Annotated in this window: 6 protein-coding genes and 1 pseudogene; all 7 read right to left on the bottom strand. The window is 59.5% G+C overall.

The features are described 5' to 3' along the window. On the bottom strand, nt 1-99 hold a 99-nt coding region (locus DIE06_RS37285; protein ID WP_148094377.1), incomplete at its 3' end, for an acyl-CoA/acyl-ACP dehydrogenase. A 200-nt stretch (nt 100-299) separates the two neighbouring features. Continuing rightward, nucleotides 300-1064, bottom strand: coding sequence for an SDR family oxidoreductase (locus DIE06_RS37290; protein WP_124665691.1), 765 nt, complete (start codon nt 1062-1064; stop codon nt 300-302). 50 nt (nt 1065-1114) lie between these two features. After that, a complete protein-coding gene (locus DIE06_RS37295; RefSeq protein WP_124665692.1) occupies nt 1115-2146 on the bottom strand; it encodes a phosphotransferase in 1032 nt (343 codons plus the stop codon). Between the two features lie 328 nt (nt 2147-2474). Beyond that, a complete protein-coding gene (locus DIE06_RS37300; RefSeq protein ID WP_124665693.1) occupies nt 2475-3143 on the bottom strand; it encodes a hypothetical protein in 669 nt (222 codons plus the stop codon). A gap of 156 nt (nt 3144-3299) precedes the next feature. Next, nucleotides 3300-3458: pseudogene (locus tag DIE06_RS37305) on the bottom strand (thiolase family protein); the annotation flags it as partial. Nucleotides 3459-3482: 24 nt separating this feature from the next. Continuing rightward, entirely contained in the window at nt 3483-5036 is a 1554-nt protein-coding gene (locus DIE06_RS37310) for a class I adenylate-forming enzyme family protein (RefSeq protein ID WP_124665694.1), read from the bottom strand. A gap of 98 nt (nt 5037-5134) precedes the next feature. Next, the coding region (locus DIE06_RS37315) for a DUF5938 domain-containing protein (RefSeq protein WP_311767661.1) at nt 5135-5268 on the bottom strand (134 nt) is incomplete at its 5' end.

A 5268-nucleotide genomic window follows, 5' to 3' on the forward strand; every position in this document is an offset into this window, starting at 1 on the left:
TTCGTGCCACTGGCGGATGCGCGGCACGATGTGTTCGTCCATGAACGCGCCCAAACGGCCGCGCAATTCTTCTACTTTCGGGGTATAGCCAAAATCCATGATCGACTCCATTCGGTCAGAAAACCGAGACACCACCTTCGACAGCGGCGGCCAGCCCGGTCAAACAAGCACATTCACGGACGAGATACCGACATCGCCGCGACAACGTCCTCCAGCCAGCCGAAGCACCTGAGCAGCGAGCCCTGCACAAGAGGCATCGTCACGACTCGCGAGCTTCGACCTCTGCTTTCGTTGCGGCATCAGATCGTCAGGCCGCCGTCGACGACGATGCATTCGCCACTCGTATAGCTCGCCGCATCTGACACGAGGTAAAGTACAGTGCCTGCCATCTCGCGAGGCTCCGCATGGCGGCCCAGAGGGATCTTCGCGAGCCAGCCTCCATAGATGTTCTTGTCCTCAAACAACGCGCCAGCGAATTTCGTCTTCGTGAGCCCCGGCAGCAGCGCGTTCACGCGAATGCCGAACGACCCACACTCCTTCGCGAACGCCTTCGTCATGTTGACGACCGCGGCCTTCGTGATCGAGTAGATGCCCTGCCGGTCGCCCGGCTGCAGCGCGTTCACCGACGCCGTGTTGACGATCGCGCCGCCGCCGTGCGTCTTCATCAGCTTGCCGGCCTCGACCGACATGAAGAAGTAGCCGCGGATGTTCACCTCGACCGTCTTCTCGTACGCGGCGAGGTCGGTATCGAGGATGTGCCCGAAATACGGGTTCGCGGCCGCGTTGTTCACGAGGATGTCGAGGCGGCCGTGCTTGCCGCGGATGTGCTCGAACGTCGCGGCGATATCTTCGAGCCGCCCGACGTGGCAGGCCAGCGCCTCGGCGCGGCCGCCGGCCGCGACGATCTCGTCGGCGACGGCCTGGCAGTCGTCGAGCTTGCGGCTCGACACGATCACGTGCGCGCCCTGCTCCGCGAGCAGTTTCGCAATTTCCTCGCCGATGCCGCGGCTCGCACCCGTCACCAGTGCGATCTTGCCGGTCAGGTCGAACAGATTCGTTGCCATGTTTCACTCCTCCATTGATATACATGCGGCGGGTGCCGCTTCGGTTTGCTTCAGCGCTGCGTATCTATCACTCGCACGGCCTCGTCAGCCAGCGACCTGGTCATGTCGCCGACCTGCAGTGCCTTTGAATTCGATGCGTTGCCCTGGAGGGCGCGAGCTTTCACTCCCTGCGCGATCGCCGCAAACCGGAAAAAGCTGAATGCCAGATAGAAATTCCAATCTCGGATCGGTTCGATTCCGCGCAGCTCACAATAACGCGCGACGATCGCCGCTTCGTCAGGAATGCCGAGTTCGGTGCAGTCGTGCCCGGTCAGTCCGGGAACCAAGCCGTCGGACGGCAATCGTAGGCACATGCAAAAGTAGGCGAGATCCGCGAGCGGATTGCCGAGCGTCGACAGTTCCCAGTCGAGCACGGCCCTCACGCGATAGCCGTCTCTTGCGAACATCAGGTTGTCGATCCGGAAGTCGCCGTGGACCAGTGCCGGCCGGTCCGTGTCGTCAGGGCATGCCTCCGGCAGCCAATCGATCAGCGTCTCCATCGCGTCGAGGCGCTCCGTCTCTGCCGCGCGGTATTGCTTCGTCCACACACCGATCTGGCGCTCGAAGTAGTTGCCCGGGCGACCGTAGTCGGCGAGACCAACCGCGTCGACGTCAACGTCATGCAGCGCAGCCATCGTCTGCAGCACCACGTCGTAGCAGATCGCACGATCATGCTTCGGCAGATCCGGCAGCGCGGGATCCCAGAAAATCCGACCGTCCTCGAAGCTCATCACGTAGAACATGCTGCCGATAACGTCGCGGTCAACGCAGAGGTGATACGGATGCGCGACCGGCACCGCGGTGCCCCACAGCGAGCTCAACACACGAAACTCGCGATCCACCGCGTGTGCGGACTTCAGCAGTTCACCCGGCGGCTGGCAGCGCAGCACGTAGTGGCCGCTGCGCGCGGTCAGTCGGAAGGTCGGATTCGACTGGCCGCCGGCGAACTTTTTCACGTCGACGGGACCTTTGAAACCTGGAACATGGCTCTCCAGATAGCGAACCAGCCTGGTGATATCGAGTTGCTGTGCCGTGCTCGTCATTATTTCGATCATTCAGTCTTGTGAGTCAACCACCGGTCCGAAATGCATGCGGTTCCGGTTCATTGAGGTATGGGGTGCCGTTGAACAACGTTTGATCATTGCGCGCCCAACTTCAAAGGAATCCTTATCATATCGATCGAGCTACTGATTCTGAAATTTATTTTATGAATCTCCTGGCATTCATGAAGCGAATCCTACGCGGCAAAATCAAGATTGTTTTGAAACAGGACAGATGGATGAATGATTTGTTAGCCGGTCAGATTGCGCCACTTCCATCAATGACACTGACGGCTGCGTGGGGTGATGGTCACCGAACTTCATCATGCCCCTATGTTTTCCTCGCCACCACGATTCTTCTGGCGTGTTCGGCGCGCTCCAGCGCGCAGTAAGCGTAATACAGTTCAGTCGCAAAATACGACCACGTAAGAAGAGCCAAAAATAGAAAATTGAAGACGACGTTCGTCTCCTCACCGGGAATCTTGTAGAAGTCGTATATCGAGGCAATCGTCTGACAGGTCACGAGGCCGACGGCCATGCCTAACGCGTGAAGCTTTTCGCCGGCGATCACCAGTCGTTTGATGAAGTATGCGAGATAGATCGAGAATCCGGCAAACATCACCACGTACAGGTACGGCTTCACCTTCATCACGAAATCGGCCGACATCAGGATGGCCGCCACGACGAAACCCGCGACAAAGAACAGAATGTCCGCCAACAACGATGGCTTGTATCCGTGTGTAAGAACCAGAAGGCCGGCGGTGGCGATTACCGGTATACCGAAACCCCTCGAAAACGCGTCGAGAAAATAGGAAATGTGATAACTGATCTGGGCGCCGCTTGAGAAATAGATCAACAGATTGGTCGCGGATACCGTAACCACCCACCACTCGAGCCCTATCAAATAGTTTCGTTTCTTCAAAAACTTTATGCCGTAGATGAACGAAGTCGCCATCAGAACAACGGCAGCGAAACAAAGACCTATGGTTCTAAGATCCATGACTCCTTCTCCGGGTTGAAATTCACGAAGAACATTGCAATCGACTTTTAATTACCTGGCGATGGGTCCAGCAGGTGCTTTGTTGTCGTGCCGGTCGGCTCATTGCGGCTACCGATGGTAGATGCATCCAACTGCATCAGCGATTCCAGCATGTCGGGTTACGCCCGAATAAAACGCCGCGCCAATCGCGTCGGCATTGCAGCCTGCGTCATGCAAAGCGCCGCGCAGCGCCTCGCCGGCCAGATCGTCGATGCTGCGCTCGATGTGCCGACCGAACACGGTCATGGCGATACCGACAATGTAGATGTTGTTCATGGTGTGTCGCTCGTAGAAGGCCTCTTAGATCTTGCGTTGCTGGCCTTGCCAGTACTGCTCGCGCAGATCTTTCTTCAACACCTTGCCGACGGTGCTGCGCGGCAGCGCGGCGACGAAGTCCACACTCTTCGGCGCCTTGACCGAGCCGAGCTTGTCCTTGCAAAGCGCGACGAGTTCCTCGGCGCTCACGCTTTGGCCGACGTTAAGCTCCACGACTGCCTTCACCGCCTCGCCCCACTTGTCGTCGGGCACGCCGATCACCGCGCAGTCCTGCACCGCCGGGTGCGCCCAGATGACCTGTTCGACTTCGCTCGGGTACACGTTGAAGCCGCCGCTGATGATCATGTCTTTCTTGCGGTCGGTGATGTGCAGGTAGCCCTCGGCATCCAGGTGGCCGATGTCGCCGGTGTGCAGCCAGCCGTCGACGATGGTCTCCGCAGTCTTGTCCGGAGCCTTGAAATATCCCTTCATGATGAGATCGCCGCGCACGCAGATTTCACCGGTCTCGCCTTGCGGCAGCAGCTCGCCCTGATCGTTCAGGATCTCGACGCGGATCAGCGGGTTCGGACGGCCGACCGAAGACAACCGCTCATCCGACGCAATCTTTCCGTCGACGAAATGCTCAGTTGGCGTCAAGTAGGAAATCGACGCTGCGGCCTCCGTCTGCCCGTAACCGCCGGCCATGACGGGGCCGAACACCTCGATCGCACGCTTGAGCTTCTCCACCGACATTGGCGCGGCGCCGTAGAGGAAGTACTTGAGCGACGAGAAATCCTGCTGCTCGATGCCCGGGATATCGAGCAGGCGGTATATGACCGTCGGCGGCAGGAAGAACTCGGTGACTCGATGCTTGGCGATGGTGGCCAACAGCAGCGCGGGCTCCGGCTTGGTCAGCACCACCACCGTGCCGCCGCGTGCGGTACAGGGCAGAGACAACATACCTGCGGTATGCGTCATCGGCGCCGCGGCAAGGTTCACCGGGCGCTGCGCGCCATACGGGAACGCGATCATGAACTGGGCGAAGTACGTCTGGAACACCCGGTGCGAGTTCATCACCCCCTTCGGCGCGCCAGTCGTGCCACCGGTGGCCGAAAGCGTGACGATGTCGTCCATGTCGTAATCGACACGCGGCATCGTCGTCGGCTGGCCAGCGCTCCAGGTTGCAAGCGATGGCGCCCACGGTAGCTCTGCATCGATGCACACCCAGAGCTTCACCTTTGGCAAGCTCGCGCGCAGTTCTCCGATGATCGACGCGAAGGCCTGGGTGAAGAACAGCGCCTCGCAGTCGAAGGCGTCAAGCACGTACTGGTTCTCGGCAGGTGCGTTGCGCCCGTTGACGGGGATATACACCATGCCCGCGCGCCACATGCCGAGCGTGCAGCCCCAACCGATCACGTCGTTGTCCGCCCATACTGCAGCCTTCGCTTCCTTCTCGAATCCGCTCGCAAGCAGCCCGTTCGCAATGCGGCAAGAAAGCTCGCCGATCTCCTGGAACGAGAAGCTTCGCTCATCCTGGATATAAGCGATGCCGTGGGGGTTAATGCGCCACCCGCGATCGAAAAAATCAATGATTGCCATTTACGTACTCCGTTGAATTCATACCAGGTCGATGACGGGATGACCCTGCCTTCCGCGCACGGGTCGAACCAACCCGTGCAGTGCCCTCGCGCGTACAGTTACAGCTGCGTGATCGTTGCGCGTGCCAGCCCGCGTTGCTCGAGGAAGCCGAGCAGGTACCGGTGGCCGAACGCCTTCGAGCCAGATGCAAAACCGACCTTGGCGGTATCGCCATCGAGGAGCTTGATGGCGC

Origin of the sequence: Burkholderia sp. Bp8998 (genome assembly GCF_003854235.1) — a bacterium.
Lineage (GTDB): Bacteria > Pseudomonadota > Gammaproteobacteria > Burkholderiales > Burkholderiaceae > Burkholderia.